Raw genomic sequence first — 23503 nt, 5'->3', positions numbered from 1 at the left:
TTCCAAGGCTGTGTCATGGTGATTCCATTGTGCGCGATCCGGCGAGCGAGGCCGTTCTGCCCTGCGGCACGAGGCGGATCCAGGCAATCCGGAGGGATTCCCCCTAGGCTTGGAGTGTTTTGCGATCGCTCCCGATGATCGCAAGACGCACGTGCAGAAGGGCGTCACATGGATCTCCTCATCGTCGGCTCGGGCTTCTTCGGCCTCACCATCGCCGAGCGCGCCGCGGCCGCGGGACGCAAGGTCACCGTCATCGACCGCCGCCACCACATCGGCGGCAACGCGTACAGCGAGGACGAGCCGACGACCGGCATCGAGGTGCACCGCTACGGTGCCCACCTCTTCCACACGTCGAACGCGACCGTGTGGGAGTACGTGAACCGCTTCACCACGTTCACGAGCTACGTGCACCGGGTCTACTCGACGCACAAGGGCGAGGTCTACCCGCTCCCGATCAACCTGGGCACGATCAACCAGTTCTTCCGCGCCGCATACACGCCCGATGAGGCGAGGGCGCTCATCGCCGGCCAGGCGGGCGAGTTCGACGCGCACCAGGCGAAGAACCTCGAGGAGCGCGGCATCGCCCTGATCGGCCGTCCGCTGTTCGAGGCGTTCATCCGCGACTACACCGCCAAGCAGTGGCAGACCGACGCGCGTGAGCTCCCCGCGTCGATCATCAGCAGGCTCCCGGTGCGGTACAGCTACGACAACCGTTACTTCAACGACACCTGGGAGGGCCTGCCCACCGACGGCTACACGGCGTGGCTGGAGCGCATGGCCGACCACCCGAACATCGACGTGAAGCTCAATGTCGACTTCTTCGACGATGCGCAGTCGCTGAGCAAGAAGGCCACGGTCGGTCAGCTCCCGATCGTCTACACGGGTCCGGTGGACCGCTACTTCGACTACGCGGAGGGCGAGCTCGGCTGGCGCACGATCGACCTGGAGCAGGAGGTGCTCGACACGGGCGACTTCCAGGGCACCAGCGTCATGAACTACCCCGACGCGGACGTGCCGTACACCCGGATCCACGAGTTCCGTCACTTCCACCCGGAGCGCGCCGATCGCTACCCGACCGACAAGACCGTGATCATGCGGGAGTTCTCGCGGTTCGCGGAGCGCGGCGACGAGCCGTACTACCCGGTGAACACCGCGGCCGACCGGGACGGCGTGCTCGCCTACCGCGAGCTCGCGAAGGGGGAGCAGGACGTGCTCTTCGGCGGTCGCCTGGGGACCTACCAGTACCTGGACATGCACATGGCCATCGGATCCGCCCTGTCGATGTGGAACAACCAGCTGGCATGACGGTCGACGCAGAATCCCGACGGGCTCACAGGGCTACGGCGGCGCGGCGACGCGCCGGGCGGCAGGGTCCCGGCTACCGTCGCGACATCGACGGCCTGCGCGCCGTCGCGATCCTCCTGGTGGTCGTGTACCACGTGTGGATCGGGCGCGTGTCGGGCGGCGTCGACGTCTTCCTGATGATCTCGGCCTTCTTCCTGACGGGCTCCTTCGTCCGTCGGATGGACGCAGGCAGGCCGCTCGCCGTCGGCTCGTTCCTGCTGAGCCGCTTCCGGCGCCTCATGCCTGCGGCGGCTGTCGTCCTTGCCGCCACGCTCGGGGTGTGCTGGTTGCTGCTTCCGCAGACCGAATGGCCGCAGCTGTGGAGGGAGGGCTGGGCTTCTCTCGGATACGTGCAGAACTGGGTGCTGGCCAACGACGGAGTCGACTACTACGCGCACGACTCAGCGCTCGCCTCGCCTCTCCAGCACTTCTGGTCGCTGTCCGTCCAGGGCCAGGTGTTCGTGCTCTGGCCCCTGATGTTCCTCGTCGGTGCGCTCGTCGTGCGGATGACGAGGAAATCCGCGTCGGCCGTGATGGGCGTGCTGTTCGGCGTCGTCTTCGTGGCCTCGCTGGCTTTCTCCGTCTACGAGACCGACACGATGCAGGTCTTCGCTTATTTCGACACGCGCGCCCGGCTCTGGGAGTTCGCGGCTGGATCGCTACTGGCCCTCTGGCTTCCGCGCGTCCGGCTCCCACGTCTGCTGCGCGCGATTCTCGGCTGGCTCGGTCTCGCGGGGCTCGTGGTCTGTGGAATGGTCATCGACGTGCGCGGAGGGTTCCCCGGATACCTGGCGCTCTGGCCCATCGCGTCTGCGGCCCTGGTGATCCTCGCGGGCAGCCGCCCGGCAGACGAGCATCCGGAGCTGACCGAGTTCGGTCCGGCCCGACTGCTGACCACCCGTCCGGTACTGGCGCTGGGACGGGACGCCTATGCGCTGTATCTGGTGCACTGGCCGATCCTCATCCTCTGGCTCACTGTGCGCGAGCGCGACCAGGCGTCGTTCCTCGACGGTCTGGCCATCATCCTGCTGTCCGTGGCGCTCGCACGGGTCGTGACCGCGGTCGTCGAGCGGCCGCTGCGCCTGCCGGCGGGAGATCAGGGCCGTGCGATGCGCAACGTCGGCGTGATCGCGATGTGCGCGGCGCTCGTGGCGAGCGTGCTGTTGCCGTGGCAGATCATCACCACGACCGAGGCGGCGGCGAAGCAGGCTTCCTACGCCAAGGAGTACACGGGCTCGATGGGCGGCGACACTGCGGGGGATGGCAAGGAGATCCCCGTGATCCCCGTTCCCGGCGCGACCGAGGACGAGCGGTGGGCTCGTCTCGACGGCGGCGCGTGCACCGGCGACTTCGCCTCGGACGACGCCGACCTCCAGGACAGCTGCACGCAGACGAAGAACGCGGCCACCGCCAAGCACTTGGTCGTCGTCATGGGAGATTCGCATGCCAACGAGCTCGCCGGTGCCGTCGCGCCGGTCGCGGCCGAGCGCGGGTGGGGCATCGTCATGCTCATGCGTCCGTGGTGCTCGCTCACCACCCATGAACCCGGTAGCGATCTGGCCGAGCACTGCGACGCCTGGAAGCAGAACGCCCTCGACAAGGCTGTGTCGCTGCAGCCCGATGCTGTCTTCACGATCGTCACCGCAGCCGCACCGGACAGCCCCGACGAGCGCGTGATCGACGGGATCGAGGACGTCCTCGATCGTTTCGACAACGCGGGCATCCCTGTCGTCGGGGTGAGGGACAACCCGCGCTCGGCGGTGTTCAACTATTACGAGTGCGCGGTCAACGGGACCCCGTGCGACTTTCCGGTGTCGCAGGCCCTTGCCGAGGTGAATCCGGCGTCGGCCTATGCGGATCGGATGTTGCTTGTCGACTTCACTCCCTGGACGTGCCCCCACGGGACGTGCCGGACGGAACTGGGGCACATCGCGGTCTACCTCGACACCAATCACCTCAGCGGCCCCTACGTCAAGACACTCGCCCCCGCGCTCGCACGGCAGCTCGGCGAGGGCTTCCTGAAGCCGTGACACAGGGATGGTCATCGCCGCCGCCTAGACTCGGAACTGTGAGTCACACGACGGCCGGCGCACCCGGAACGCCCCGGCGCTACTTCCACTCGCTGTGGCTGCTGTCGGCGCGGGACCTGCGGGTGCGATACGCGACGAGCGTGCTCGGCTACCTGTGGTCGGTGCTGGATCCGCTGGTGATGAGCGCGATCTATTGGTTCGTGTTCACGCAGGTCTTCCATCGCGGTCAGGTGGGGGAGCAGCCCTACATCGTGTTCCTCATCACGGCGCTGCTGCCCTGGGTGTGGTTCAACACCGCGGTGGGCGAGTTCACCCGCGCCTTCAAGAAGGACGCACGCCTGATCCGCTCCACGGCGATCCCCCGGTCGATCTGGGTCGTACGCGTGATTCTCACGAAGGGCCTGGAGTTCACCTTCGCGATCCCGGTGCTCGTTCTCTTCGCCGTGTTCGCGGGAGCTCAGGCGAACTGGTCTCTGCTGCTGTTCCCGGTCGCGATGATCTGGCAGACCGTGCTGCTGTTCGGCCTCGGGCTGCTGGTGGCGCCGCTCTGCGTGCTGTGGAGCGATCTCGAGCGCACCACGGCGCTCATCCTCCGGGCCCTGTTCTACATCTCGCCGATCATCTACGGGTTCAAGGATCTGCCGCACGAGCTGCACTTCCTCGGCGCCCTGAACCCGCTGTCCGGCATCTTCATGCTCTACCGGGTGGGGTTGTTCCCGGGGCAGTGGCAGCCCGAGCCCGTGATCATCGGCGCCGTCGTCACCGTGGTGTTCCTCGCCCTCGGTCTGCTCACGTTCCGCTCCCTCGAGCGCGACGTGCTGAAGGAGCTGTGATGACCCAGCAGCACTCCGCGATCGAGGTCGAGGGGCTCGGCGTGCGGTTCCGCCTGGGCCGTCGCGGCCGGCGCAGCTTCAAGGACCTCTTCGCCGGCAAGAACCGGCGGAACCGTCCCGGCGAGTTCTGGGCGCTGCGGAACGTCTCCTTCACCGTGCGGCAGGGCGAGGCGATCGGCGTGGTCGGCCGCAACGGCCAGGGCAAGTCGACGCTGCTGAAGCTCGTCGCCGGCGTGATGCTGTCCGATGAGGGGCAGGTGCGCGTGCAGGGCGGAGTCGCCCCGCTGATCGAGCTCACCGGCGGCTTCGTGGGCGACCTCACCGTGCGGGAGAACGTGCGGCTCACGGCCGGGCTGCACGGGATGGGGCGCGCCGAGATCACTGCGCGCTACGACGACATCATCGACTTCGCCGAGCTGGAGAAGTTTCAGGACACCCCGTACAAGCACCTCTCCAACGGCATGAAGGTGCGCCTGGCGTTCTCCGTGGTGTCCCAGCTGGAGGAGCCGATCCTGCTCGTCGACGAGGTTCTCGCCGTGGGTGACAAGGCGTTCCGCGAGAAGTGCTATCAGCGCATCGACGAGTTGCTCGCCGACGGCCGCACGCTGTTCTTCGTGTCGCACAACGAGAAGGACCTGCGCCGGTTCTGCACGCGCGGCCTGTACCTGGACAAGGGCGGGCTCGTGCTGGACGCGTCGATCGGCGAAGTGCTGGACCGCTACAACGCCGACAACGCCTGATGCGACCCTGACCGCGCCTGATCGGCGCGCTGAAGGAAGCCGGTGACGCCCTCGCCGGGACCGGATCCGATCAGAGTCCGACGAGCGAGCGCAGCTGACCGAGCGCGGCGCGCGCGTCGACCAGGGGTCCCGACGGGTCGGATCCACCGGCGTAGGCCGAGCGCAGTGACTGCAGCCGGGCGGCGTAGGCGTTCACGGCTTCGCCCCATTGCGTCGCGATCGACGCGGGCGCGGGCTGGCCCGCCAGGTTCTGCGCGTCGTTCTGCAGCGAGTCGACGATCTGCACCGCCATGTCGCCGCTCTGGTTCTGCACGAGGTCGAGGCCGGTGGATGCGTCGTCGAGTCGCGGCTGCACCTGCGCGCGGAACTGGTCGACGGAGGGATCCGGCACCGGAGGCGGCGAAGTGGCCGGTGCGGTCGGCAGATCGGTCGGAGGCGTGGTGGGAGTGGGGGATGCCGTGGGCGTCGGGGTCGCCGTCTTCGACGTCGTCGGGCTCGGGGTCGGCGCGGGAGTGCCGTCGCCTCGCGGGATCAGGAACAGCACCACGACGGCCGCCACGATCAGCACCGCCACGATGAGTCCGATGATCAGGGCGATGCGGCCGCCGCGCTTCTTCGGCTCCTCGGGGAAGATCCAGACAGCTTCGGGCTTCTGCTCGCTCATCAGTCCTCCAAGGCCGGCATCGGGCGCCAACTGCGGTCGCGGCCGATCTTCCCGCCGTCCCGCAGCCCGCGGAACAGGTTGCTGGTGCCGCGCACGGTGCGCTCGACGAACACCAGGCGGATGAGTTCCTTGGCGAAGGTCATCGAGGTGCCGAGGGCGAACAGTACGGGGTTGTACACGTCATGCACGCGGTAGTACTGCTTCAGGTACGCGCGGTTGCGCATGATGTAGTAGCGGTAGGCGTTGCTGGACGCGTTCATGTGCCGCACGCCCATGTCCCACTGCTTGATCTCGCGGGTGCGCCGCAGCACGAACTCGTCCACGATCACGGCCTGGGTGCGCCGCGAGGCGAGCCAGCCGTACATCTGGTCGTCCCAGTAGATGAAGAACCGGGGATCCGGAAGCCCGATCTCCTTGACGATCGAGCGGTGGATGAACATGCCCTCGAAGCAACCGCTGTTCATCGGCTTGAACCCCGTGGCGTCGAAGCCGGCAGGAGCGAACGGGATCGGGATGCCCATGCGCTCCGCGATCCGGTACTGCCAGTAGAACGCGCTGCCGTCGTAGTCGTAGCGGCGCCCCTGGATGCTCTTGAAGCGCGGCGCCCATGCGCCCATCCTGGCGAGACCGTCGGGCAGCACCTCGACGTCGTCGTCCATCATCCAGATCCACTCGGATCCCAGCTCGTACGCGGTGCGCATGCCCTCGCTGAATCCGCCGGATCCACCGGTGTTCGTCTCCAGGCGCCGGTACACGATCTCCGCGCCGATCCGCGAGCGGTAGGAGTCGACGACGTCGGTGGTGTCGTCGGAGGAGGCGTTGTCGATGATGACGACGCGTCCCGGCTTCGGGTCCATCTGCACGATGCTGTCCAGCAGCCCCGTCAGCAGGTGCGAGCGGTTGTAGGTGACGACGACGATCGTCGCGGTGGCCGGGTCGAAGCCGGCGGCGGCGTTCTGGGGGTCAGGGGTCACGGATGTCGCTCCAGAGAAGGTGAGGGGAGGCCTCCAGCCTACCCGCGGAAGCCCGGGCAACCCTGCGAACGCGTGCGCGCGCCTCGTGCTTGTCCGAGGTCGCAGCCCGCCTCTCAACGATCCGGCAGTGGTGTCGAACTCGTCTGCACGGCGTCGATGTTCTCCCGCCAGGACCGTGACTGGCCGGCGCGCAGGGCGCACAGCACGAGCAGGAACCAGCCCGCATTGACGATCGTGAAGCTCTCGAACACGGAGTCGACGGCGAGCGCGACGAGCACCAGCGGCGCCCACGCGTAGACGACCGAGCGCCGTACGCTCGCGACCAGCCAGGAGCGCACCAGCGCGATCCCGCCGAGCAGGCAGAACAGCAGGAAACCGCCCGCCCCCACCTGCAGGAGGACATCGAAGAAGGCGTTCAGAGCGCTGCCGTGGTGATCGCTCGTGAAGTAGTTGATCGAGTTGAACGGGTACAGCGCGTCGCTCCACAGGCCGAACCAGCCCCATCCCTGAGCCGGACGCTGCTGAACGTATGGGGAGAGGGTGCTCCACAGCTCGACCCTGGTGTTGAAGTCGCTGCCCGCGTCGAGCAGCGCGACGATGCGGTGCCGGAAGATCGCGGTCGTGATGAGCGCCGCCAGCACCACCCCGCCGATCGTCCACTGCAGCGGGCGCCTCCGTGCGACCGGAGCCTGGCGCACGATCACCAGTGCCACACTCGCTGCGCCCACGACGGCCGCGAGCACGAGCACGGTGGGGGAGGCGGAGAAGAGCGCCAGGAACCCCGCCAGCACCACCGACGGGATGGCGATCCCGGCCGACAACGACTGCGAACGCCACTCCACCACGAACGTGATGACGGCGATGACGGCGATGAGTCCGAGCATGTTGCGCGTGCCGAAGAGCCCCTGGATCGGACCCCCGGCGGCGATCTCGCCCTGGATTCCCAGGAAGCGGAACGGCATGTCCAGCAGGACTCCGCTCATGATCTCGGCGACCAGGGATGCGCCGAGCAGGATCCGCAGGGCATCGCCCAGTGCGCGCACGGTCTGCAGGGTGTCCCGGATGTGGCCCACGACGACCGCGATCACCGCGTATCCGGCGAGGGCGGCCCAGGCCTTGAGCGTCGCCGTGGACGCGGTCGACCACACCGCGCTCGCGAGCGTCCACGCGAGGAACGCGAGCAGGGTCGACGGCGCGATCCGCAGCGGGCTGAGCTCCTCGCGGCGCACCCACAGGATGCCGACACCCGTCACGCAGAGCACGGCGATGATCGTGTTGAGGGTCGCGGGCGAGGTGAACGCGGAGATCGCGAACGATCCGAACACGCTCAGCAGCGCGCAGGTCGTGTAGGCGCGCGCCATCTCGACCGAGGCGAGGGTCCTCGCCAGGCGTCGCCGTGGAGTGGTCATGCCGTCTGCCGACGCGACTGCGGCGGTGCGCCCTCGCCGGGTCCGGATCCCACGAACGGCGAGATCTTCATCTTGAACGACAGCATCACGAGCAGCAGCCAGCCCCACAGCATGATGGGCGTCGACTCGGCCAGCCCCAGCACGAGCAGCATCCCGGCCAGCACGGTCGGCAGCAGCGACAACGCCGCGTAGGGGCGGTCCCGCACGAGATCCCAGCGGGGTCGGTCGACGGCGAAGAACCAGGCGCGCCACGCGAATGCGAAGAACGCGACCGCGATCAGCAGCACACCGACGATGCCGAGCTGGAGGAACACGTCGAGCCACATGTTGTGCGCCATGAACACGGTGATGCGGTGGTCGATGATCCAGTCGTGGAACGCTGGATCCCACGGCACCCAGGGGGAGGAGAAGCCGTTGCCGAAGACCGGACGGTGCACGGCGCGCTCCCACACCTTGCGCCAGATCTCCAGGCGCCCGGTCAGGTCGGAGGACTTGCCCAGCGCGCCGGACAGCGCGTCGCGGGCGAACCAGACGGCGGCGGCGCCGGCGACGGCGACCGCGGTGAACACGGCGTACAGCCGGCTGCGGGCGCCCGGTGCGCGTGTGCGACGCATGAGCAGGGCGGCTCCCAGCACCAGCACGCCGACGGCGAACGACGCGTACGCGGTGGCGGATCCGGCCCGCAGGAAGAAGAACGCGGCGAGCACGATCCAGACCAGCAGCGCCGGCCGGCGCCGCGCACCCTGCGCGTACAGCAGCGCGAACACGACCAGAGCGAACGCGCAGAGGATCCCCAGCGTGTTGGAGTTGCCGACGATGCCCTGCACCCGGCCGCCGTCGAACAGATCGCCGCGCACCCAGTACCAGTGCGGATCCGGCTTGCCCGCGGGCAGGTCCGAGAAGAACGGGAGCAGCGGATGCCGCAGCACCAGCGCGACCCACAGCTCGAGCAGCAGCGAGAGACCCAGGATCCACTTCAGCGCGCTCGAGAGCGCTCGCACGATCTCATGCCAGCTCAGCGTGAACGCGATGAACAGCGCGACGACGGTGATCGCCGCCTGCAGCGTCCAGGTGAGCAGCGTCGCCCACGGCCAGCCGGACCAGAACACCGAGAGCAGGGCGAGTGCCGTGTAGCCGAGGGCCGTCCACGGCATCCGTCGCCACGGGAACCGGGCGGGACGCGCCAGGGCGATGCGGGGGATCGCGAGCCCGAGCGTGCCGAGCAGCAGTACGCCCAGCACGACGGCCGCGCCGTCCACGCCGAGCAGATTGAAGACCGCGGTGTGCGCGAACACGGAGAAGAGCAGCAGCACGATGTGCGCGCGCAGCAGCAGATGCCGGGTGGACTCGCGTGCCGGAGCGCTCGGCGGAGGGGCCGTGGAGAGTCTGGAGTGCTGCGCCATCGTGGTTCAGAGTACCGCCCGCACCTCGGGACGCCGGGAGCGCCGCCGGTCTCCGACACGCCGTCGCGACACGCCGAGGACGTCGAAGAACGTTCAACGCGTGCTTGAGGGTTTACGATCCGCGACTTGACCAGGGCGAATGACACGGGTGTAATTAGTAATGCAACGCGGCCCGCGGCGCACCCGGGGGGAAACGAGGGAGAGGGCGACATGACGGCATACCGTTCAGACGTTCCCGATGACTGGTTCGTCGATCCGGTCCAATTGGGGGTGCCGGGCGTCCGCCGCCCGACCGAGGGCGACGACAATGCACTCGCGTGGCAGAGCGACGCGCTGTGCGCGCAGACCGACCCCGAGGCCTTCTTCCCGGAGAAGGGCGGCTCGACCCGCGACGCCAAGCGCATCTGCACCACCTGCGACGTGCGGGGCGAATGCCTCGAATACGCCCTGAACAACGACGAGCGCTTCGGGATCTGGGGCGGCTTGTCGGAGCGCGAGCGCCGCAAGCTCAAGCGCCGCGCCGGCTGACGAAACGCGGCGCCCTCGCAGCCCCGCCGCTTCGGTTGCGCGGTCGCGGTCCCCGCAATGCGTCTGCCAGGAATACCGGGACGCGCCCACGTCCCAGCCCTCCCTCCGGCGACTGGCCGCTTAGGCTGACCCCGTCATGTCTGCCCGAGTACACGCCGTCCTCGTCGCCCGTTCGGGTGCGACCTCCCTCGCGCGCCTGCTGCGCGCCCTCGATGCGCTCGCCGCGCAGACCCGCCGGCCGGATGCGCTGACGATCGTCGCGTGCGGCTCCTCGAGCGCCCTCCGCGGCAGCGCCCGCGTCGCCGAGGCCGCCGAAGCGGTGATCGAGACCAAGGCCTCCACGACCCTGGCCGCCGCGGTGTCGCTCGCGCTGCCGCGTGTCGCCGAGGGGGCGGCGCTGTGGATCCTCACGGAGGATTGCGCCCCCGCTCCCACTGCGCTCGAGCAGCTCGCCGGCGCGCTGGAGCGCTCGCCGGCGGCCGCGATCGCCGCTCCCAAGCTCGTGAGCGATGTCGACGAGCACCGCATCGCGTCGTTCGGGCAGAGCATGACCCGCCTCGGCCGCGCCGTCGACCCTGCACGGGGCGAACTCGACCAGGGCCAGCACGACGGCATGGACGACGCGCTCGGCGCGGATGCGCGCGGGCTGCTCCTCCGCGCCGGTCGCGGGCTGCGCCCCGACGCCGGTCTGGGCGGCCGCGACGAGGGGCTCGATCTGGGCATCCGTGCCCGCCTCGCCGGCGGCCGCATGGCGCTCGCCGCCGGAGCGAGGATCGCCGTGGACGACGGCGCCGACGTCGAGGGCACGGCGGCGGACGCTTTCGCCCGCCGCCGCGCACAGCTGCATCGTCGGCTGAGCTACGCCCCCGCTGCGGCCGTGCCGCTGCACTGGCTCTCGCTGCTGCCCCTCGCGCTGTGGCGCTCGATCACGCACCTGACCGGGAAGCGTCCCGCCGCGGTGCTTCCGGAGTGGGGCGCCGCCGGCATCGCGATGGTCTCAGGATCCGCTGTAGCGCGCTCGCGCCGGGCGATCCGCGCCGATCGCAGCGCGAGCTGGGCGAGCATCGCTCCGCTCCGGGTCACCCGTGCTCAACTGCGCCAGCGCCTCGATGACGGGCACGGCACCGAGGCGGGGGTGCACGAGGAACTCGGGTTCTTCTCCGGCGGCGGCGCCTGGGCCGTGCTCGGCGCGCTGGTGGCCGGCGTCGCACTGTTCGCCTCCTTGCTGGCCTGGCCCGCCCTCGGTGGCGGGGCGATGCTGCCGCTGCGGCAGACCGTCGGCGCGCTGTGGCGAGACGCCGCCTACGGGCAGCGCGGCTTCGGGATCGACGTGGTGGGACCAGCGGATCCGTTCTCCGGCGTGCTGGCCGTGCTCGGCTCACTCTGGCCGGGATCGCCCTCCTACGCTCTGCTGCTGCTCTGGGTCGCGGCCCTGCCGCTCGCCGTGCTCGGCGGATGGTTCGCCGCCACCCGCATCACCGACAAGCCGGGGCTGCGGATCCTGGCCGGCGTCGTGTGGGCGCTGTCGCCCGCCTTCCTGATCGCGCTCGCCGAAGGGCGCCCGGCCGCGGTGCTGCTGCACCTGCTGCTGCCCTGGGTGCTGCACACCGCCCTCGTCGCCCAGCGCTCCTGGGGAGCGGCCGGGGCGGCGTCGCTGCTGACGGCGGCCGCACTGGCGTGCGCGCCGTCGCTCGCGCCGGCCTTCGCGCTGCTCTGGTTCATCGCGATCGTGTGGCTGCTCGCTCGACGCTCGGTACGCGGCGCCGTGCGCATGGTCTGGGTGCTCGTTCCGGCCGTCGTCGTGTTCGCCCCGCTCGTGATCTGGCACCTCGCGCACGGCTCGCTGTGGGCTCTGCTGTCGGATCCCGGTGCGATCGTCGTGGCGCCGCAGGCGGCCGCGGATGCGGCCGGGCGTCTGTCGCTGCTCGCCGGACTGCCCACCATGGACCAGGCCGGCTGGCCGACGCTGCTGGGTGTGAAGGACGCGTCCTGGGTGCTCTGGTTCGGCGCCCCGCTCGCCGTGCTCGCGGTGTTCTCCACGATCACACGTCGGTGGAGCGTGGGGATCGGATCCCTCCTCGTCGCCGCCACCGGGCTCGCGACCGCGTTCGCCGCGGTGGGCGTCGCGGTCGCGTTCGCACAGTCGCAGGCCGTGCCGATCTGGCCAGGATCCGGACTGAGCCTCGCGTGGATCGGCGTGCTGGGCGGAGCTCTGGTGACCCTGGACTGCGCGATCACCCGCCCGGCGCTGCGCGGAGCCGCGGCGCTCATCGCCGCCGCCGGAATCGTGGTGTGCGCGGTGCCGACCGCCGTGTCGTTCGTCACGGGGACCGCGACGATCCAGCGCGGCGACCTCACCACGCTGCCCGCGTATGTGAACGCCCAGGCCCGCGCCGACCGCGAGCTCGGAACGCTCGTGCTCAGCGCCCAGCCGGACGGCGCCCTCGCCACCACGGTGGTGTGGGGTGCGAGCGCGACTCTCGGCGCGCAGGCCACGATCATCAACACGGCGACCTCGGCGCCGGGCAAGGACTACACCGAACTGTCGGTGGATCTCGTCTCTGCGCGACGGTTCGATGCGCCCAAGGCGCTCGGCGCGCTGGGAGTGCGTTTCGTGCTGCTTCAGGCGGGCTCCGAGAAGGAGACCTCGGCGGAGCGCTCGCTGCGCCTGCAGTCCGCCACGGCCCTGGATCAGCGCGCGGGCTTCGTGCGCGTCGGCGAGACGCCTCGCGGGGTGCTGTGGCGCATGGATGCCGAGCCGGCCACGCGCGCGGGGATGAGCGCCGGGCAGCGCGCCACAGCGCAGCTGGTCGTGACGGTGGAGCTGATCGTGCTGCTCGCCGCGCTGCTGCTGTCGATCCCGACCCGTGCCTCGCGCCGGGCCGCGCGAGCCGTTCCGCGCGCAGTCGGCGTGCTGCCGGAGCGCGCTCCCCGACCGGTCAAGCCGGCACGCGAGCGCCCCGCCCGCGCGCCGAAGAAGCGCAAGGGCTCGTCCGGTTCGGTCGTGATCCCGGGCGAAGCGGCGGCGGCAGAAGGCGCCGCCGCGCCCGACACCGTGATCGACGACGAAGCATCTCCCGGGACGGAACCGCCTGCCCAGGCGGACTTCGAGGAAGCTCCGGTCGAGAGGGACGCGGACTCGGCCGATCGGCCGGCGGATCCCGACGCGACGCCTGCGGATCCGTCTGCAGCTGCGGATCCAGATCCCGAAACCGAACCCGAACCCCAGGACCCCGGATCCGCTCCCGCCGATACGGCATCCGCGCCCGCGAAGGAGGCCGACGAATGAGCAGCAGGACCTCCGTGCGTCTCGTCGCCACCGGGGCTCGCCTGGTCGCAGGCGTCGTCGTGTCCGCGGCCTGCGTGGCCGGCGCGGTCATCGCGATCCCGGCCGCCTGGCCCACGATCGCGCACACACCGGCTCATTCCACGGTCAAGCCCGTGGCGGGCGACACTCTGCTCAGCTGCACCGGATCCTTCCTGGCGCTCGGGCGCGACGCCGCGCAGGCATCCCAGCTCAGCGTCGCAGGCAGCCCGAACCTCGTCAGCGGCGCCTCGGCGGGCGAGAACCTGACCCCGGGCGAGCTCGGCATGTCCGATGTGGTGGGCGCGACCTCGGCGCCGGCGTTCACAGCCTCCCCGCAGAATCGCGAGTCCGCCCTGGCCGCGGCGGCCCAGTCCGTCACGGTATCCGCCGACGACCTCTCCGGCTTCGCGGCGTCCGCGTGCCGTCCGCCGAGCATGGAGTCGTGGATCGTCGGCGGCGCCGGCACCACCGGATCGAGCGACATCCTGCTGATCGCGAACCCGGGCGCCGTCACGGCGACCGTGACCTTCACCGAGTACGGTTCGGCCGGCGGCACGCACTCCTCGGAGCTGGTCGTGCCCGCGGGCACCCAGTCCACGGTCCCGCTCGTCGCGGGGTCGGCGGGGGAGAGCAGCCCCGTCGTCGAGGTGACCTCGAGCGGTGCACCGGTGCGCGCGGCGCTGCAGTCCAGCCTGATCCGCACCCTGGATCCGGTCGGCATCGACGTGCAGGACGCCATCGCGCAGCCCCAGAAGGACTTCTCTCTGCTCGGCGTACGCGCGGTGGTCGGGTCGGACGACGACGACAACGCCTCGACGGCGGTCCGCCTGCTGGCCCCCGACGCCGACGCCACCGTGACGCTGCAGCCGCGCAACGCCGCCAACGGCAGCAAGATCGGCGAGCCGAAGACGGTGAAGCTCACGGCGGGCCAGGTCGGATCCGTCAACTTCTCCGCGCTGAAACCCGGACTGTATGCCATCGACGTGACCGCGAGCAATCCGGTCGTCGCCGCCGCCTGGCAGACCACCGGGTCCGCCAAAGGATCCGACTTCGCCTGGATGACTCCGGCCCCGGTCATCACCGGCACCACGGCCTTCGCCGTGGCGGACGGGCCGGCACCGCAACTGCACCTGCAGAACGCCTCGGACCAGGCGACCACGGTCGAGCTCACCCCGATCGACGGCGGGGCGACCCAGCGCGTCACGCTGGAGCCCGATGGCGCTGCCACAGTGACCGTCAGCGCTTCCACCACGTATTCGCTGTCTTCGCCGACCGCGGTGCGCGGTGCGGTGGTCTACTCCGGCATCGGCCGGCTGGCCGGATATCCGGTCTGGGCCACGGACGCCGCAGCGGCCCCGATCACGGTCTACCAGCGTTAGGCGGGCCGGGCGGTCAGCGCCCGCGCTCCGTCGAGCGCGTCACTCGTCGGTGTCGAAGCCGCGTGGATCCATCTCCCACGGCTCGCGTCCGATGTACTGCGCCGCCGCGCGGAACACCGCACCCTCGATCGCGACGCGGCGGTGCGCGCTGTCGTCGTGACCGGGCTCGAGCAGTCGTTCGATGGGTACGCGGAACAGCACGATGCGCTGCGCCTGGGTGTCCACGAGCCAGCGCGGCAGTCCGTCCGGATCCGGATGGGTGGGCATCGCCGCGATCTCGATGCGCACCGGGCGAAGGTCCGGCCACATCGAGCGCAGCAGTTCGACCGCGGAGCCGACGTGCAGGTCGAACGTGTCGAGGCGCCCGTCGAGCGGTGGCAGCGGCGGCCGCACTACGGAGCTGCGGCCCAGACGGCCGTGCCGGCCGTGCCGGTCGCCGCGGCGCGGGACGACCGCACGGCGGGATCCACGAGCACGGCGCATGCGGCAAGTCTAGGCGGCACCGGCGGTCCAGGCGGCACCGGCAGTTCGGTCGGGACCCCGCCTGGTCCTCCGCGGATGGGCGGATCCGACTCACGTGCGCGCGGCATCCCGGCGCGGGCGGTGCGCGGTCGTAGCCTGAAGGGGATGTACGGACGACTCTGCTCCAAGGTGGGCTGCGCGCGCGAGGCCGTGGCGACCCTCACCTACGACTACGGCGACCAGATGGCGGCGCTCGGGCCGCTCGGCGTCGAGAACGACCCGCACGCGCACGACCTGTGCGCGATCCATGCCGAGCGCCTCTCCGTGCCGGCGGGCTGGATCGTCGTCCGCCACGAGACGCTGCGGGCCTGAGGGCTCGCCGGGTCTAGACGCCGACGTCCACGCCGCTGAGGCGCTGCACACGCGCATCGGCGAGCGCGAGCGCGCGCCGTTCGCGCTCCCGGCGCAGCACCGTCGCGGCCACGAGCACGGCCTCGGGGGGTGCGGCGGGAACCGGCGAGATGAACGCCGACGCCTCGGTCAGCAGCTCATACGCGATCCGCGCCCTGGCGGGCGGGAGCAGCTGCGGCGCGCTGTCCAGGAACTGCGAGATGCGCCGTGCGAGCCGATCGGGCATGCGGGCCACGTCCGCGATCGCCGCCCACGACTCCATGCCAGGCGGCATGACCGGCACGCGCGCGGCCAGGCGCGGCGTGCGCACCTTCTGGCTGTACGTCCCGGCGACGAGGTCGCCCAGACGCTGCGATCGCGCGGTGAAGGCCGCGGTCAGGAAGGCGACGGCCCCGAACGTGAGGTAGGTCTCGAAGACGCCGATGAGCGCGCGGATGAGAGCGTGCCGGAATCCGGCCGCGCCGCCGTCGACGCGCACGATCCGTCCGCCCACGGCGAGCTTGCCGAGGCTGCGGCCGTGGGTGAGGGTCTCGATCGTGCACGGCACGATCACGAACGCGGTGACCAGCGCCAGCACGGCGAGTATCCGGTCCAGGGCGGGATCCCCGAACGCGCCCAGCATCCAATAGCGCACGGCGATGTAGCCGAGGAAGACGGCCCAGCTCAGAGCCGCGTCGATCAGGGCGCCCAGCGTGCGGAAGAAGAGGCCGACGGGCTGCACTTCGATCGCGACGGCCTCGCCCGAGAGCACCTCGTCGTCGCTGTCGAGTGCAGCGATCGAGTGCGCAGCGCCCACGGCGTTCGAGGCGCTGGCATCCGACATGGGTACAGTAAAACACGTGGACGCCGACGCACTCGCCGATGCCAGGAGCCGCGAGTGGGCGCGCCTGGACGAGCTCAGCCGGCAGTCGCTCGACGGCGCCGGTGTCGACGAACTCATCACCCGCTATCGTGCGGCCTCGGCGGATCTCGCCGACCTGCGCAGTTCGGTCGGATCCTCTCCGCAGAGCGCGCACGTCTCCACGATCCTGGCCAGGGCACGGTTGCGGCTCACGGGCCAGGGCGACAACGTGCTCCGGCAGACCGGTCGCTTCTTCACCCGGCAGCTTCCCGCGGCGCTGTACCGGCTGCGCTGGACCACGCTGGTCATCGCGCTCGCAAGCCTGGCGGTGATCGTCGGCGTGGCGATCTGGATCACCTCGGATCCCGCGCTCGTCGCGGCACTCGGATCCAAGGCCGATCTGAAGTACTACGTCGAGCACTCCTTCACGGACTACTACACCGAGAATCCGGCGGCCGAGTTCGCCGGCATGGTGTGGACGAACAACGCCTGGATCGCCGCGCAGTGCGTGCTGCTCGGGGTCACCGGCATCTGGCCGATCATGGTGCTCATGCAGAACGCCGTGAACGTGGGCCTGGCGGTCGGGGTCATGTTCGCATTCGGGCGCGGCGACGTGGTGGTGCTCTACCTGCTGCCGCACGGAATGCTCGAGCTCACCTGCATCTTCGTCGCCGCTGCGGCGGGCCTGCACATCTTCTGGGCCTGGCTGGTGCCGGGCGAGCGCACCCGCGGCGAGGCCCTCGCGGTCGCCGGGCGCTCGCTCGGCACCGTCGCCATCGGGCTCGTGTTCGCGCTCGGGCTCTCCGGCCTGGTCGAGGGATTCGTGACCGGCTGGGGACTGCCCTGGCCGGTGAAGATCGGGATCGGCGCGCTCGCGCTGGCGGTCTTCCTCGCCTACATGCTGATCGCGGGCCGTCGTGCCCAGCGACTCGGCGAGAGCGGCGACCTCACCGAGTTCGAGGCCGGCACACCGACGCTCGTTGCCGGCTGAGCGCGCCGCGATCGCGGGCCGTCGCGGCCGGTTCCGTGACGTGGATCCGGAGTCGTGGGTTCAACGCTCGGCGGGGACGGGAGCGTCGAACAGCGCTCGGTAGGTGAACCCGGCGATCAGGGCGCCCAGGATCGGGAACACCAGGAACACCCACAGCTGCGCGAGCGGCGCGACGCCGCCGTAGATCGCGGTGGCCAGCGATCGCGCCGGGTTCAGCGAGGCGTTGTCGATGGGCAGGGTCGCCAGGACGCCGAGGGTCAGCGTCAGGCCGATCGCGATGCCCGCGAACGGCGTGCCGCGCACGGGGTGGGTGACGCCGAGGATCACGAAGAGGAACAAGGCCGTGAACACGACCTCGGCGATGATCGCGGCCCACACGCCGAAGCCGCCGGGGGACAGCGCGCCCCAGCCGTTGCTGGCGAAGCCCGCGTCCTGCGCCCGGGGCAGCCAGCCGTCCGGACCGAATGTGCCGATCAGGGTGAGCACCGTGGACGCCACGACGCCGCCGACGCACTGCGCGACGACGTAGGGACCGGCGTCCTTCCACGCGATCCGCCCTGCGGCCGCCGCGCCGAGTGTGACGGCGGGGTTGAAGTGCCCCCCGGAGATCGGGCCGAAGGCGTAGACGCCCACGAGCACGGAGAGACCCACGGCGAGTGCCACCGCGAGGTAGACGGCGCCCTGCGCACCGGGATCGGTGAAGTGGTTCGAGGCGAACAGCGCGGTGCCCATCGCGGCGGCAACGAGCAGGAACGTTCCGAGACCCTCTGCGACCAGGCGCGGGGCGAGAGACGAGGGCGGGGCGGCCGGTGCGTCGACGGGGGAGGAGGACATGGGGCTCCTTGCTGTCTGGCGCGTGGGAAGGCGGGCGCCGCTGTCCGTCAGCGACACTACCCGCCGTGGCGCATCCGGCACCGCAACGCCGACGGCCCGCCCCGGGATCGGGACGGGCCGTCGGCGCACGGATCCGTGTCGTGAACTCAGCGCACGTCGTAGCGGTCGAGTTCGGCGACCTTGACCCAGGCCTTCACGAAGTCGTCGACGAACTTCGCGCTCGCGTCATCGCTGGCGTACACCTCGGCCAGCGCCCGCAGCTCGGAGTTCGAGCCGAAGACGAGGTCGGCGCGGGTGCCCACCCACGTCGTCTCTCCGGTCGCGTCGTCGGTGGCCTGGAACGCGTGGGATCCGGGATCGAGCGGCTTCCAGGTCGTGTTCAGGTCGAGCGCGTTCACGAAGAAGTCGTTCGTGAGCACGCCAGGGGTCCGGGTGAACACGCCGTAGGGCGAGGCGTCCCAGTTCGTGCCGAGCACGCGCAGACCGCCGACGAGCACCGTCATCTCGGGTGCGGAGAGCGTCAGCAGGCCGGCACGGTCGACGAGCAGCACCTCCGCCGGGATCGCACGGGCCACGTCGCTGACGTAGTTGCGGAAGCCGTCGGCCTGCGGGTTCAGGTACTGGAACGACTCGATGTCGGTCTGCTCCTGCGTGGCGTCGGTGCGTCCCGGCGTGAACGGGATCTCCACGGCGCGCCCCGCGGCGGCCGCGGCCTGCTTCACGCCGACGTTGCCCGCGAGCACCACGAGGTCGGCGAACGACACCTGCGCGCCGCCGGTCGCGTTGAACGCCTCCTGCACGCCCTCCAGCGCCGCGATCACGCGGGCGAGCTCGACAGGCCGGTTGACCTCCCAGCTGCGCTGCGGCTCGAGGCGGATCCGGCCTCCGTTCGCGCCGCCGCGCTTGTCGCTGCCGCGGAACGAGGAACTCGCGGCCCACGCGGTCGACACCAGGTCGGAGACGCTGAGACCGGTCGCGGCGATGCGCTGCTCGAGGTCGGCGATCTCGGCGGCGCCGATGAGCGCACCCTCGTGCGCGGGCACCGGGTCCTGCCAGAGCAGGTCCTCGGCGGGCACCTCGGCGCCGAGATAGCGGGTCTTCGGGCCCAGGTCGCGGTGGGTGAGCTTGAACCACGCGCGGCTGTACGCATCGGTGAACGCGGCCTGATCCTGGCTGAAGCGCAGCGAGATCTCGCGGTAGATCGGGTCCTCGCGCAGGGCCAGGTCGGTGGTCAGCATGCGCGGCTCGCGGCGACCCTCGCCCTGTGCCTCCGGGACCAAGTCCGATCCGGCGCCATCGGTCGGCTTCCAGTGCTTGCCGCCGCCGGGGCCCGTGGTGAGCTCCCAGTCGTAGGCGAACAGGATGTGGAAGAACTCGTTGTCCCAGCGGGTGGGGTGGTAGGTCCAGGTGACCTCGAGGCCGGATCCGATCGTGTCGTTGCCGTGTCCGGCGCCGTGGCTGCTCTTCCAGCCCAGACCCATCTGCTCCATCGGGGCGCCCTCGGGCGACTCACCGACGTTCCCCGCTTCGGGGGCCGCGCCGTGGGTCTTGCCGAAGGTGTGGCCGCCGGCGATGAGGGCGACCGTCTCCTCGTCGTTCATCGCCATGCGACCGAACGTCTCGCGGATGTCCTTCGCGGCGAGAAGCGGATCCGGGTTGCCCTCGGGCCCCTCGGGGTTGACGTAGATGAGACCCATCATGGTGGCCGCGAGCGGCTTCGCGAGCGAGCGCTCGCCCTGCTCATCGGTCGAGATGCGGGCGCTGGAGTCGAGCCAGATCTTCTCGGAGCCCCAGTACACGTCGTCGTCCGGCTCCCACACATCGGGGCGGCCGCCGGCGAAGCCGAAGGTGGGCATGCCCATCTGCTCGTGCGCGACGTTGCCGGCGAGGATCATCAGGTCGGCCCAGCTCAGCGCCTTGCCGTAGGTCTTCTTCACGGGCCAGAGCAGGCGGCGGGCCTTGTCCAGACCCACGTTGTCCGGCCAGCTGTTCAGCGGGGCGAAGCGCTGCTGGCCGTTGCCGCCGCCGCCGCGGCCGTCGAACACGCGGTACGTGCCGGCGGAGTGCCAGGCCATGCGGATCATCAGCGGACCGTAGTTGCCGAAGTCCGCCGGCCACCACGGCTGCGACTCGGTGAGCAGCGCGGCGATGTCGCGCTTGACGGCGTCGAGGTCCAGCGCCTCGAACGCGGCGCGATAGTCGAAGTCCTCGCCGTGCGGGTCGCCGACGGCGGGGTTCTTCGCGAGCTGGCGCAGGTTCAGGCGCTCGGGCCACCAGTCGGTGTTGCCGGTGCGGCTACCGGTGGGGCGCGGCGCGGGGGCGCCGCCGGAGTGGTCGATCGGGCAGGTGAGTTCGTCAGTCAAGGCTGATCCTTCCTGTTCTTTCGTGGGGTTTCAGGCACGCCGATCGCCGCTCCGAGGGAAGGTCCCCGGGGCGGGCGGCGCGAGTCTCGGTCAAGCGGACGGCCGCACCTCGTCGCAGGTGCGGCACACCGCGCGGTAGGTGACGGAGGCCTCGAGCAGGCGCATGCCGTGGTCTTCGGCCGGGTGCAGGCACGGCGAGGCGCCGACAGCGCAGGAGACGACCTCGAGCCGGCCGCAGCGGACGCACTGCATGTGGTGGTGGTTGTCGCCGGGCTCGACCTCGAAGAGCGCACGGTCGGCATCGGGCAGGCTCACCCGCCGGATGATGCCGGCCGTGGCGAGGTCGCCGAGGATCGCGTGCACCGTCGGCAGGGCGATATCGGCGCCTTCGACGGCGGTGTGGATCCGATCCGCCGAGCTGTGCGGGGCGAGGGCGAGGGCCTGCAGCACCGCGATGCGCTGCACGGTCACGCGCAGTCCTGCGTTGCGGAGGATGGCGGAGGTCTCCATGCCTCCACCGTAGCTTTTTCTGAATGATTCAGGAAAAGCCACGGTCATCTGGGCGTGTCGCCAGAGGGCCGATCAGAGCCGGCCGGCCGCCTTGAGCTCCAGATAGCGGTCCGCGATGCGCGGCGGCAGGTCCTCCGGATCCGCGGCGAGCGGCTCGCCGCCCGCGCGCCGGATCGCGTCGGCGACCCGTGCGGCATCGGCGAGGGTCCGCTCGGCGGCGGCGGCGAGATAGACGTCCTCGCGCGAGTCCCTGGCGCGCGCCAGGTCGTCGATCGAGAGATCCGTGGAGGATCCGACCAGGATCGTCGTGGCGCGCGAGGCGTGGGGGAACGCACCGAGGAACGACCGCGCGCTCTCCACTGCATCCTGCGCGGTGAGAACGACGATGAGCGACGGGCGGGTGGTGACCGAGCGGATCGCTGCGAACGCGGCGCCCCAGTCCGTGTCCACGAGGCGGGCGTGCACGGGAGCCATCGTGTCCGAGAGCGCCGGCAGCAGCGCCGGACCCTCGACGCCGCTCACCCGGCCGCGCACCGCACGGTCGAACAGCAGCAGGTGCACGTGGTCGCCCGCACGCTGGGCGAGGGCCGACAGCAGCAGCGCGGACTCAAAGGCGGCGTCCAGGCGCGTGCCGTCGCCCACGCGCGCGGCGGCGGTGCGGCCGGTGTCGATGAGGATCACGACGTGCCGGTCGCGCTCGGGACGCCAGGTGCGCAGCATCGTGGTGCCGGCGCGGGCGGTGGCGCGCCAGTCGATCGAGCGCACGTCGTCGCCGCGCACGTACTCGCGCAGCGAATCGAACTCAGTGCCCTGGCCGCGCACCTGCACGCTCGTGTTGCCGTCGAGCTCGCGCAGCCGTGCCAGACGCGACGGCAGGTGCCGGCGCGACGTGAACGGCGGCAGGATCCGGATCGTTCCGCGCACGCGGTGCCGGCCCTGGCGTCCTGCGAGCCCGAGCGGACCTGTGGAGCGGACGGCGACGAACTCGCTCGCCAGCTCGCCCCGGCGGCGCGGCAGCAGGGTGATCGGGACGCGTCGGCGCTCGCCGGCGGGCAGGTCCAGCGTCGCCCTGCCGCGGTTCCCGGCGCCCGCGGTCGGCTGCCACGCATCGCGCAGCTGCCCGCGCAGCCGGCGCTCGCCGAGGTTCTGCACGATCAAGGTCGCGGTGACCGGCTCGTGCTGCCGCGCGCGGTTCGGCACCTCGCGGACGATCCGCAGCGCGCCGAGCGGGGCTGCCGCGACCACGTCGACGCCGACCAGCACCGCGCACAGCGCCAGCCAGCCGAGCAGGACGAACCACGGCGACACCCCGAGGACGTCGAGCAGCACGAGCGGAACGACGCCGAGTGCGGCGACGATCACGAGGCGACCGGTGAGGAACATCAGGAGTGTCTCCGGGGCCTAGATCGGGACGCGGGTCTGCTGCACCACGCTGGTGAGCACGGCGTCGGCGGACACGCCCTCCATCTCGGCGTCGGGGCGCAGCTGCAGGCGGTGCCGCCAGACCGGGATCAGCATGGTCTGCACGTGGTCGGGGGTGACGGCGCTCGAGCCGTTCAGCCAGGCCCAGGCCTTCGCCGCGGCGAGCAGCGCGGTGGAGGCGCGGGGTGAGGCGCCCAGCTGCACCGACGGCGACTGCCGGCTCGCACGGGCGAGGTCGACCACGTAGCCGAGCACGTCGTCCGTGACCTGCACGCGACCGGCCGCCTCCTGCGCGGCGAGGATCTCCTGGGCGCTGACGACGGGGTGCAGATCCGTGAGCTCCCGCGGCGAGAAGCCGTCCGCATGGCGACGCAGCACCGAGACCTCCGCGTCGCGCTCCGGCATGCCGACCACGAGCTTCATGAGGAAGCGATCCAGCTGGGCCTCCGGCAGGGAGTAGGTGCCTTCGTGCTCGATCGGGTTCTGCGTCGCGGCGACGAGGAACGGATCCGGCAGCGGCATGCTCGCCCCGTCCGACGACACCTGGCGCTCCTCCATGGCTTCCAGCAGCGCCGCCTGGGTCTTCGGCGGGGTGCGGTTGATCTCGTCGGCGAGCAGGATGTTGGTGAACACCGGACCGCGGCGGAACTCGAACTCGCCGGTCCTGGCGTCGTAGACGAGGGATCCGGTGACGTCGCCGGGCATCAGGTCGGGGGTGAACTGCACGCGCTTCGTGTCCAGCCCGAGCGCCCGGGAGAACGAGCGCACCACGAGGGTCTTCGCGACTCCCGGCACGCCTTCGAGGAGCACGTGGCCCCGCGCCAGCAGCGCCACGAGCAGGCCGGTGACCGTGCCGGCCTGGCCGACGACGGCCTTGTCCACCTCGGCGCGGACGCGCTGCATCGCCTGGCGGAGCGCGGCGTCGTCGGAGCCTGGCGCCGTCGCGGATCCTTGTCGGGACGCCGCCGGGGACGACCCCTGGGCCGGCGCTGCCGGCGGGGCGGGCGGCGCCGGCGGATACCCGAGCGGGGCGGTTCCTGCGGGGTCGGTGCCGGGAC

20 protein-coding genes are annotated in these 23503 nt (G+C 70.9%); 9 read left to right on the top strand and 11 right to left on the bottom strand.

The window, feature by feature from the left end:
* The first annotated feature begins 168 nt into the window (after positions 1-168).
* Genes glf through ACTJI8_RS05215 form a run of 4 tightly spaced genes read left to right on the top strand, consistent with a single transcriptional unit; the run spans position 169 to position 4947 of the window.
* Positions 169-1305: a UDP-galactopyranose mutase gene (gene glf, locus ACTJI8_RS05230; RefSeq protein ID WP_440732327.1), complete on the top strand. Its 1137-nt coding sequence runs from the start codon at positions 169-171 to the stop codon at positions 1303-1305.
* On the top strand, positions 1302-3374 hold the full coding sequence (locus ACTJI8_RS05225; protein WP_440732326.1) for an acyltransferase family protein: 2073 nt from the start codon (positions 1302-1304) through the stop codon (positions 3372-3374). Before glf ends, ACTJI8_RS05225 begins: the two co-directional genes overlap by 4 nt.
* A gap of 38 nt (positions 3375-3412) precedes the next feature.
* The gene (locus tag ACTJI8_RS05220) at positions 3413-4207 is read left to right on the top strand and encodes an ABC transporter permease (protein WP_440732325.1); all 795 of its coding nucleotides are present in this window, start codon (positions 3413-3415) and stop codon (positions 4205-4207) included.
* Positions 4207-4947 (top strand): ABC transporter ATP-binding protein, encoded by a 741-nt coding sequence (locus tag ACTJI8_RS05215; RefSeq protein WP_440732324.1) that lies wholly within the window; start codon positions 4207-4209, stop codon positions 4945-4947. Before ACTJI8_RS05220 ends, ACTJI8_RS05215 begins: the two co-directional genes overlap by 1 nt.
* A gap of 70 nt (positions 4948-5017) precedes the next feature.
* On the opposite strand, the gene ACTJI8_RS05210 is transcribed toward ACTJI8_RS05215, so the two are convergent.
* From ACTJI8_RS05210 to ACTJI8_RS05195, 4 genes are all read right to left on the bottom strand, one after another.
* Positions 5018-5611 carry a hypothetical protein gene (locus tag ACTJI8_RS05210; RefSeq protein WP_440732323.1) on the bottom strand — a complete coding sequence of 198 codons (594 nt, stop codon included), beginning with the start codon at positions 5609-5611 and terminating at the stop codon, positions 5018-5020.
* Complete coding sequence (locus ACTJI8_RS05205; RefSeq protein ID WP_440732322.1) at positions 5611-6585, bottom strand: glycosyltransferase family 2 protein; 975 nt, start codon at positions 6583-6585, stop codon at positions 5611-5613. The genes ACTJI8_RS05210 and ACTJI8_RS05205 overlap by 1 nt, the downstream gene beginning before the upstream one ends.
* 113 nt (positions 6586-6698) lie before the next feature.
* Positions 6699-7994: an O-antigen ligase family protein gene (locus ACTJI8_RS05200; protein WP_440732321.1), complete on the bottom strand. Its 1296-nt coding sequence runs from the start codon at positions 7992-7994 to the stop codon at positions 6699-6701.
* The gene (locus ACTJI8_RS05195) at positions 7991-9397 is read right to left on the bottom strand and encodes an O-antigen ligase family protein (RefSeq protein ID WP_440732320.1); all 1407 of its coding nucleotides are present in this window, start codon (positions 9395-9397) and stop codon (positions 7991-7993) included. Before ACTJI8_RS05195 ends, ACTJI8_RS05200 begins: the two co-directional genes overlap by 4 nt.
* A gap of 210 nt (positions 9398-9607) precedes the next feature.
* Here ACTJI8_RS05195 and ACTJI8_RS05190 point away from each other — a divergent pair, with 210 nt between their 5' ends.
* The 3 genes from ACTJI8_RS05190 (at position 9608) to ACTJI8_RS05180 (ending at position 14611) form a co-directional block, all read left to right on the top strand.
* Complete coding sequence (locus ACTJI8_RS05190) at positions 9608-9925, top strand: WhiB family transcriptional regulator (protein ID WP_082076464.1); 318 nt, start codon at positions 9608-9610, stop codon at positions 9923-9925.
* 136 nt (positions 9926-10061) lie between these two features.
* Complete coding sequence (locus ACTJI8_RS05185; RefSeq protein WP_440732319.1) at positions 10062-13214, top strand: glycosyltransferase; 3153 nt, start codon at positions 10062-10064, stop codon at positions 13212-13214.
* Complete coding sequence (locus ACTJI8_RS05180) at positions 13211-14611, top strand: DUF5719 family protein (RefSeq protein ID WP_440732318.1); 1401 nt, start codon at positions 13211-13213, stop codon at positions 14609-14611. The genes ACTJI8_RS05185 and ACTJI8_RS05180 overlap by 4 nt, the downstream gene beginning before the upstream one ends.
* Positions 14612-14650: 39 nt before the next feature.
* On the opposite strand, the gene ACTJI8_RS05175 is transcribed toward ACTJI8_RS05180, so the two are convergent.
* Complete coding sequence (locus tag ACTJI8_RS05175; RefSeq protein ID WP_440732317.1) at positions 14651-15094, bottom strand: hypothetical protein; 444 nt, start codon at positions 15092-15094, stop codon at positions 14651-14653.
* Between the two features lie 144 nt (positions 15095-15238).
* Between ACTJI8_RS05175 and ACTJI8_RS05170 the strand changes: the two genes are divergently transcribed.
* Positions 15239-15445 carry a DUF3499 family protein gene (locus ACTJI8_RS05170; protein WP_159576472.1) on the top strand — a complete coding sequence of 69 codons (207 nt, stop codon included), beginning with the start codon at positions 15239-15241 and terminating at the stop codon, positions 15443-15445.
* A 13-nt stretch (positions 15446-15458) separates the two neighbouring features.
* Here ACTJI8_RS05170 and ACTJI8_RS05165 read toward each other — a convergent pair whose 3' ends face one another.
* The gene (locus ACTJI8_RS05165) at positions 15459-16307 is read right to left on the bottom strand and encodes an RDD family protein (RefSeq protein ID WP_440732316.1); all 849 of its coding nucleotides are present in this window, start codon (positions 16305-16307) and stop codon (positions 15459-15461) included.
* Between the two features lie 16 nt (positions 16308-16323).
* Here ACTJI8_RS05165 and ACTJI8_RS05160 point away from each other — a divergent pair, with 16 nt between their 5' ends.
* On the top strand, positions 16324-17316 hold the full coding sequence (locus ACTJI8_RS05160) for a stage II sporulation protein M (RefSeq protein WP_440732315.1): 993 nt from the start codon (positions 16324-16326) through the stop codon (positions 17314-17316).
* A gap of 60 nt (positions 17317-17376) precedes the next feature.
* Here ACTJI8_RS05160 and ACTJI8_RS05155 read toward each other — a convergent pair whose 3' ends face one another.
* The 5 genes from ACTJI8_RS05155 to ACTJI8_RS05135 form a co-directional block, all read right to left on the bottom strand.
* Positions 17377-18150 carry an aquaporin gene (locus tag ACTJI8_RS05155; protein ID WP_440732314.1) on the bottom strand — a complete coding sequence of 258 codons (774 nt, stop codon included), beginning with the start codon at positions 18148-18150 and terminating at the stop codon, positions 17377-17379.
* 146 nt (positions 18151-18296) lie between these two features.
* Positions 18297-20513 (bottom strand): catalase/peroxidase HPI, encoded by a 2217-nt coding sequence (gene katG / locus ACTJI8_RS05150; protein ID WP_440732313.1) that lies wholly within the window; start codon positions 20511-20513, stop codon positions 18297-18299.
* Positions 20514-20603: 90 nt separating this feature from the next.
* The gene (locus ACTJI8_RS05145; protein ID WP_440732312.1) at positions 20604-21023 is read right to left on the bottom strand and encodes a Fur family transcriptional regulator; all 420 of its coding nucleotides are present in this window, start codon (positions 21021-21023) and stop codon (positions 20604-20606) included.
* Between the two features lie 72 nt (positions 21024-21095).
* Positions 21096-22406: a DUF58 domain-containing protein gene (locus ACTJI8_RS05140; protein ID WP_440732311.1), complete on the bottom strand. Its 1311-nt coding sequence runs from the start codon at positions 22404-22406 to the stop codon at positions 21096-21098.
* Between the two features lie 18 nt (positions 22407-22424).
* Entirely contained in the window at positions 22425-23348 is a 924-nt protein-coding gene (locus ACTJI8_RS05135; RefSeq protein ID WP_440732449.1) for an AAA family ATPase, read from the bottom strand.
* Positions 23349-23503 lie beyond the last annotated feature (155 nt).

It is taken from the genome of Microbacterium sp. 22303, assembly GCF_052045265.1.
Taxonomy (GTDB): Bacteria; Actinomycetota; Actinomycetes; order Actinomycetales; family Microbacteriaceae; genus Microbacterium.
The sequence above is the reverse complement of the archived record's forward strand: the minus strand, read 5'-3'. Positions and strand labels throughout refer to the sequence as shown.

Bases quoted from the DNA above. Each gene is read 5' to 3' on its own strand.
- glf (WP_440732327.1), top strand. From the start codon at position 169: ATGGATCTCCTCATCGTCGGCTCGGGCTTCTTCGGCCTCACCATCGCC.
- ACTJI8_RS05225 (WP_440732326.1), top strand. From the start codon at position 1,302: ATGACGGTCGACGCAGAATCCCGACGGGCTCACAGGGCTACGGCGGCG.
- ACTJI8_RS05215 (WP_440732324.1), top strand. From the start codon at position 4,207: ATGACCCAGCAGCACTCCGCGATCGAGGTCGAGGGGCTCGGCGTGCGG.
- ACTJI8_RS05210 (WP_440732323.1), bottom strand. From the start codon at position 5,611: ATGAGCGAGCAGAAGCCCGAAGCTGTCTGGATCTTCCCCGAGGAGCCG.
- ACTJI8_RS05200 (WP_440732321.1), bottom strand. From the start codon at position 7,994: ATGACCACTCCACGGCGACGCCTGGCGAGGACCCTCGCCTCGGTCGAG.
- ACTJI8_RS05195 (WP_440732320.1), bottom strand. From the start codon at position 9,397: ATGGCGCAGCACTCCAGACTCTCCACGGCCCCTCCGCCGAGCGCTCCG.
- ACTJI8_RS05190 (WP_082076464.1), top strand. From the start codon at position 9,608: ATGACGGCATACCGTTCAGACGTTCCCGATGACTGGTTCGTCGATCCG.
- ACTJI8_RS05185 (WP_440732319.1), top strand. From the start codon at position 10,062: ATGTCTGCCCGAGTACACGCCGTCCTCGTCGCCCGTTCGGGTGCGACC.
- ACTJI8_RS05180 (WP_440732318.1), top strand. From the start codon at position 13,211: ATGAGCAGCAGGACCTCCGTGCGTCTCGTCGCCACCGGGGCTCGCCTG.
- ACTJI8_RS05175 (WP_440732317.1), bottom strand. From the start codon at position 15,094: ATGCGCCGTGCTCGTGGATCCCGCCGTGCGGTCGTCCCGCGCCGCGGC.
- ACTJI8_RS05170 (WP_159576472.1), top strand. From the start codon at position 15,239: ATGTACGGACGACTCTGCTCCAAGGTGGGCTGCGCGCGCGAGGCCGTG.
- ACTJI8_RS05165 (WP_440732316.1), bottom strand. From the start codon at position 16,307: ATGTCGGATGCCAGCGCCTCGAACGCCGTGGGCGCTGCGCACTCGATC.
- ACTJI8_RS05155 (WP_440732314.1), bottom strand. From the start codon at position 18,150: ATGTCCTCCTCCCCCGTCGACGCACCGGCCGCCCCGCCCTCGTCTCTC.
- ACTJI8_RS05145 (WP_440732312.1), bottom strand. From the start codon at position 21,023: ATGGAGACCTCCGCCATCCTCCGCAACGCAGGACTGCGCGTGACCGTG.
- ACTJI8_RS05140 (WP_440732311.1), bottom strand. From the start codon at position 22,406: ATGTTCCTCACCGGTCGCCTCGTGATCGTCGCCGCACTCGGCGTCGTT.
- ACTJI8_RS05135 (WP_440732449.1), bottom strand. From the start codon at position 23,348: ATGCAGCGCGTCCGCGCCGAGGTGGACAAGGCCGTCGTCGGCCAGGCC.